At 69.0% G+C, this 4545-nt stretch carries 3 protein-coding genes; all 3 read left to right on the top strand.

Annotation, left to right across the window (positions count from 1 at the left end; all coding sequences use genetic code 11):
* Window positions 1-2245 (top strand): YbcC family protein (locus tag GJV64_RS11670; RefSeq protein ID WP_164157389.1); only part of this gene is annotated, 2245 nt, incomplete at its 5' end.
* A gap of 48 nt (window positions 2246-2293) precedes the next feature.
* Window positions 2294-3337, top strand: coding sequence for an AI-2E family transporter (locus tag GJV64_RS11665; RefSeq protein WP_164157388.1), 1044 nt, complete (start codon window positions 2294-2296; stop codon window positions 3335-3337).
* Between the two features lie 62 nt (window positions 3338-3399).
* A complete protein-coding gene (locus GJV64_RS11660) occupies window positions 3400-4488 on the top strand; it encodes an SGNH/GDSL hydrolase family protein (protein ID WP_164157387.1) in 1089 nt (362 codons plus the stop codon).
* Window positions 4489-4545 lie beyond the last annotated feature (57 nt).

The raw sequence follows: 4545 nt of genomic DNA, 5'->3' as shown, positions 1-4545 counted from the left end.
CGACGCGGCCCAGGCCCGCGCGGCATTGGCCCGCGATCCGGCGTCGCAGAACGACGGCCCGGCCGTGGTGGCCACCATCGCCGAAGTGCTCGATCGGCTGTCGGCCGGCGACCGCCAGGCCAGCCGCACCGCCTTCATGGTGGACGAGATCTCGCGCTGGTGCGCCGGCTATTTCGACGAAGGCCAGGCCAGCTGGCAAATGCCCGGCCGCGATGCCGGCCCGTGGGCAGCCTGGCGCGAAACCATGCGCCATGATCGCAACGCCGAAGCGATGGGCATCAAGGGTTTCCGCCAGCTCGTCGCCAGTCTGCCGGAGGATCCGGTGGCGGCCATCTCCGAGATTGTCGCGGCGATCGGCATCCCGGAACGCGCGATGATCGATTATCTGCACCGGGCGCTGTTCGATATCGGCGGCTGGGCGGCCTATGTCCGCTACCTGGTGTGGGACAACAATCTCTATGGCCGCGAGGACAGCCGGCTCATCGAGCTGCTCGCCATCCGCATGGCCTGGGGTTTTGCCCTGTTCCAGCAGCGCAGCGATGCCGCCTTCCGCGATGCCTGGGCGCAGGAAATGGCGCGCGCCGCCACGCTGTCGCCCGATCATGACAGTGAAGCGCTGGCGTCCGATCCCGATCTCGCCGTCGCCCTGCTGTTCCAGGAAGCCTATGAAATGGCCTGGCAGCAGCAATTGCTGAGCCGGCTGGCCCGCAACGAGGCAGCGCCGCAGCCGTTCGCTTTGCCGCGCCAGGCCGGCCGCAAGCCGTTGCAGGCTGCCTTCTGCATCGACGTGCGCTCCGAAGTCTATCGCCGCGCACTGGAACAGGTGGTGCCGGCCGGCGAGACGCTGGGCTTTGCCGGCTTCTTTGGCTACCCGATCGAATATGTGCCGATCGGCCGCGAGACCGGCGGCGCCCAGTGCCCGGTGCTGCTGACCCCGGCCTTCACCATCACCGAGATGGTCAATGGCGCCTCGGCCGAGGAAGAGACCGAGGTGCTGGGCCTGCGACTGCTGCGCCGCCGCGCCGCCAAGGCATGGAAGAGCTTCAAGCAGTCGGCGGTGTCGAGCTTCACCTATGTGGAAGCGATGGGCCTGGCCTTCGCGCCCAAGCTGGTCGGCGATGCGCTGGGCCTCACCCGCACCGTGTCCGATCCCAACACCGATGGACTGCCTGCCGACGTGATTGGCCGGCTTGGCCCGCGGCTCGAACCGCAGGTGGTGGGTGGCCGCATGACCGGCCTCAACGCCGCCCAGCGGCTGGCGCAGGCCGAAGCCGTTCTGCGCGGCATGAGCCTGACCACCGACTTTGCCCGGTTCGTGCTGCTCGCCGGCCATGGCAGCACCACCGCCAACAACCCGCACGCCTCCGGCCTTGATTGCGGCGCCTGTGGCGGCCACACCGGCGAGGCCAACGCCCGCCTTGCAGCCGACATATTGAACGACCCGGCGATGCGCATCGGGCTCAGGTCAAAGGGCATCGCCATCCCGGACGATACGTGGTTCCTGGGCGCGCTGCACGACACCACCACCGACGAGATCACCCTGTTCGACACCAACCGGGTGCCGCCGGCGCTGCGTGACGAGCTTGCCGAGCTGCAGGGCTGGCTGTCCCGCGCCTCGGCGCTGACCCGGCGGGAGCGGGCGCGCTTCCTCGATCTCGATGCGCCCGAAGGCGATGTCGACACGCAGGTGCTGCGCCGCAGCCGCGACTGGGCGCAGGTGCGCCCGGAATGGGGCCTGGCGGGCAACGGCGCCTTCATCGCCGCGCCGCGCCACCGCACCCTGGGGGTCGATCTTGGCGGCCGCAGCTTCCTGCACAGCTATGACTGGCGCCAGGATGAAGGCTTCGGCGTGCTGAAGCTGATCATGACCGCGCCGATGGTCGTCGCCTCGTGGATCAACCTGCAATATTATGGCTCGGTGGTGAACAACCGCGTGTGGGGTGCCGGCAACAAGGTGCTGCACAATGTGGTTGGCACGCTGGGCGTGCTGGAAGGCAATGGCGGCGATCTGAAGACCGGTCTGGCCTGGCAATCGGTGCACGACGGCGAGAAGTTCCTGCACGAACCGTTGCGCCTCAACGTCTTCATCGAGGCGCCGCTGGCGGCGATGACCGACGTCATCATGGCCAGCCAGACGGTGCGCGAGCTGGTCGACAACCAGTGGCTGCACCTGTGGGCCATCGACGATGCCGGCCGCGTCTCCCACCGCTACACCCAGGATGGCGAATGGATCGCGCTATCGTGACCACGGCAGCAGCTTGGCAGGGGAGCCAAGCTGCTGCATCGTGACGGGATGACAGTCCCTGATCCGCATGCCGTCAGCGATGCCGGCCGCTGGTTCCGCCGTAGTCTGGCGGTGATGGCCGGCATCGCGCTGGCGCTGGCCATCTGGCAGCTTCAGCAATTGCTGCTGATCCTGTTCGCCAGCGCGCTGGTTGGCCTGATGCTGTCGGATTTCGCCGGCTTGCTGCAACGCTGGCTGCGGCTGCCATTCGCGGCGGCGCTGGCGGCAGCGGTGATCATCCCGCTCCTGGCGCTGCTGGTGGTGTTCGGCCTGTTCGGGCAGGTCATGGTGGAACAGTTCCTGCTGCTGGCTGATCGCTTTCCGGCGGCGCTGGCGCAGGTGCGTGGCTGGGCGGAAGCGACGCCCATTGGCCGCCAAATACTGGCCCAGATATCGACCGCGGCGCCAAAGATGGAGCAGGTGGTGGATTTCGCCCAGTCGGCGCTGGCCAACGTCGGTTCGGCCATCACCGGCCTTGCCGTGGTGCTTGTCGCCGCCCTTTATCTCGCTGCGCAGCCCCGGCTCTATGTCGATGGACTTGTCGCCATGCTGCCGCCGGCCCGGCAGGCACGGGCGCTGGAAACGGTGGCCGCCGTTCGCACCGCGCTCACCTTCTGGCTGAAGGGGCAGGCAATCGGCATGGCCTTCGTGGCAGTCGGCACCTCGTTCGGGCTGTGGCTGGTGGGCCTGCCATCGCCACTGGCCATCGGGCTGGTCGCCGGCCTCTGCGAATTCGTGCCTTATCTTGGGGTTATCCTGGTGTCGGTGCCCACCGTCATCCTGGGCTTCGGGCAGGGGGTGGAAACCGGCCTGTTCACCATCGTGGCGCTGGTGGTGGTGCAGCAGCTGCAGGGCAATGTGGTGATGCCGATCGCGCAGAGCCGCTTTGGTGATCTTCCCCCCGTGCTGACCATCTTCAGCCTGATTGCCGCCGGCAGCCTGCTTGGGCCGCTGGGCGTGATCCTCGCCGTGCCGCTGACCGTCGTTGGTATGGCGTTGCTGAAGCTCAGGCTGGCCCGGCAGGGGCGCAGATCGCCGCTCACCGGCGGCTGATCCCGTCGCGGCAGCGCAGCCCGTTTGCATGGCGTGGCGGCACGTGTATCAGCCGGCCATCCATGGCCAAACATCCCGCCTTCCTGCTGATCGATCGCACCGCCGCCCTGTTCTGCGGGGTGGTGGCGGGCATCGCCATCGGGCTGGCCTTCGCGCCCCAGATCAACGCGCTGCTGGCGCCCGAGTCGATGCCGGAATCGGCCGGCCCGTCGCCCCCAACCGCCAGCGCCTCGATGGCCGTTGCGCGCACTGCCCTGAAGGCGCCGCCGCCCGGCCTGTCCCGCGCCGTGGCCGAGAACCGGCCGTTCCGCATCGGCGTCTTTGGTGACAGTTTCGGCGATGGCCTGTGGGCGGCGCTCTACAACCAGCTGCCGCGGCGCGAAGCCTTCCAGGTCCTGCGCTATTCGCAGCAGGCCACCGGCTTCACCCGCTATCGCCAGACCAACCTGCAACAGCGGCTGGAGGAACAGCTCGCCGAAGGCCCGGTGGACGTCGCAGTGATCAGCTTCGGAGCCAATGACACGCAGGGCCTGTGGGTGGAGGGCAGGGCGGCACCCTTTCTGTCCCCGGCCTGGCAGGCCGAGATTGGGTCGCGCGTGACCCGCTATGTCGAGGCCCTGCGGGCGCAGGGCGCCACCGTGGTGTGGATCGGCCTGCCGGTGATGCGAAATCCGGCCTATGATGCGGATATTGCCAGGCTCAACCGCTTCTTTGCCGGCCTGATGGCACGGCTGGACGTGCCGTTCGTCGAGACGCGGGCGCTGGCCGCAGACGCGCGCGGGCAGTTCACCACCCATCTGGAAGGGCCCGACGGCACGCGCTTCCTGGCCCGCGCCGGCGATGGCATCCACATGAGCGGCAAGGGCTATCAGCGGCTCACCGCTGGCCTGGCCACCCAGCTGCGCAGGTGGGGGCAGGCTGCCCGCAAGGGCGAGGCGGTGCCAGACAGCCTGGTGCCGCCGCCGGCGCCGATGCCGCCGCCGCTGGCCAAGCCGAAGCTGGTCAAGCCGGAGCTGGTGCTGCCCGATATCGTGGATCCCGCCCCTTCGGCTGCAGAGGCAGCCGAACCAGCAGCCGCTGCAACCCCTACCGTTCCGCCCGCCGCAACTCCGCCAGCTGCGGCCGCGCCCGCCGCGCCCTCGCAGGGTTGATGGCGGCGGCCCTCGCCCTGCTGGCCGCGCAGTGCGCCGCAACGCTGTGCGGCGGCG

This window comes from Sandarakinorhabdus rubra (assembly GCF_010994245.1).
Lineage (GTDB): Bacteria > Pseudomonadota > Alphaproteobacteria > Sphingomonadales > Sphingomonadaceae > Sandarakinorhabdus > Sandarakinorhabdus rubra.
This window is presented reverse-complemented; position numbering and strand designations above follow the sequence as displayed.